General features: G+C 63.4%; 2 protein-coding genes. One reads left to right on the top strand and one right to left on the bottom strand.

What is annotated here, in order from left to right; all coding sequences use genetic code 11:
- The coding region (locus WA989_RS03905; RefSeq protein ID WP_424339207.1) for an ABC transporter transmembrane domain-containing protein at positions 1-1,363 on the bottom strand (1,363 nt) is incomplete at its 3' end.
- Between the two features lie 126 nt (positions 1,364-1,489).
- Here WA989_RS03905 and rpmE point away from each other — a divergent pair.
- Positions 1,490-1,576 (top strand): 50S ribosomal protein L31 (gene rpmE, locus WA989_RS03910; RefSeq protein WP_424339208.1); only part of this gene is annotated, 87 nt, incomplete at its 3' end.

Here is a 1,576-nt window from a genome sequence, read left to right on the forward strand (position 1 = left end):
GGGCCGATTCCTGCGGGGCATAGGCGAACTGCGCGCGCCAGAGGGCCGGATCGGTGTCGAGCGAGGCGACATCATCCACCAGAATACGGCCCGATTGCGGGTCGAACAGGCGGAGCGCGAGGCGGAAGACGGTCGACTTGCCGGCGCCGGATGGGCCGACAAGCGCAACGAATTCGCCGGGTTTCACATCGAGGCTGAAATCCTTCAGCGCCGGCAGGTCGGCCTCGCCATAGGTGAAATCGACCTTGTCGAAGACGAGGTGGCCCTCATGCTCACTGGCGGTCGGCAGGATGGTCTCGGGCGCACGGATCTCGGGTGTTTCCTTCAGGATTTCGGTGGCGCGGTCAGCGGCGCCTGCCGCGCGCATCACCTCGCCCCAGACCTCTGCCAGCATGCCGAAGCCTGAGCCGGCATAGAAGGCATAGAGGATCATCTGGGTCAGCTCGCCCGGGGTCATGGTGCCATTGGCCACAGCGCGGGCGCCGAGCCACAGAATGCCGACCATGCCGCCAAGCAGCATGACAGAGACGGCGAGGATCATGAAGCTGCGGGCCGTGATGCGTCTGAGGGCGGCCTTGAAAACCGCCTCGGCTGCAGCGGAGAATGAGGTTTCGCGATGTTTCTCCTGGCCATAGGCCTGAACAAGTTCGATGGCATCGAGCGCTTCAGACGCCTCGGCGCCGGCTTCTGCGAGCTTGGTCTGCGCGGTATTGGAGGCGCCCCGGATGATCCGGCCGATAATCAGGACCGGGAACATGGCGAGCGGGATCATTAACAGAAGCGTGCCGCCAAGCTTCCAGTTGGTGACCAGCATCATGATGATCGCGCCCACGGTCGACAGGATGGTGCGGGTGGCGAGCGAAGCCGAGGAGCCAAGGAAGGTCTCGATCAGGGAGACATCGGCTGTCAGGCGCGAGACCGCTTCGCCGGAGCGGATATTGGCGTGGAAGCGCGGGCTGAGGCTGAGCAGTTTGGCATAAAGGTCCGTGCGCAAATCTGCGGCGACGCGTTCGCCAAAGCGCGAGACGAAATAGAAGCGCAGCGCAGAGAGGATGCCCATGGCGACGGCGGCGGCAAGAACATAGAAAAAGTAGCGGTCGATCGTGTCGAGAAGCTCTGCCCCGCTGCGCCCGCCCTGCCCGGCATCGACGGCCTGGCCGAAGAGGAGCGGGATGGTGAGCGCGGCCATCGTGCTGACGACGAGGAAGACGGCCGCGATCAGGACGAGGCCGATATGGCGTTTTACATAAGGCCACAGAAGAGCAAGCGGCTTCAGGGTCCGCGCCTTGGGGCGGTCCTCGCCTGCACGCTGCGGCCCGGTCTCCCGGCGGTCGTCGACGACGGTTTCTGTTGTCTGGCTCATCCCATTACACCTTGATTGCGTCGGCCCCCTTGCGGGACTGGTCTCAATCTACTAAGACCCCGCTTTCCGAATTTCACAGAGGCCAAACCGCGCAGGGACAGGCCGCTGACGCAAGGACTAGAGACGATGAAAGCCGAAGGCCATCCCGATTACCACTTCATCACAGTCGTTATGACAGACGGCACGGAGTATCAGACCCGCTCTACCTATGGC

The sequence above is a fragment of the Henriciella sp. genome, from assembly GCF_049649345.1.
Classification (GTDB): Bacteria; Pseudomonadota; Alphaproteobacteria; order Caulobacterales; family Hyphomonadaceae; genus Henriciella.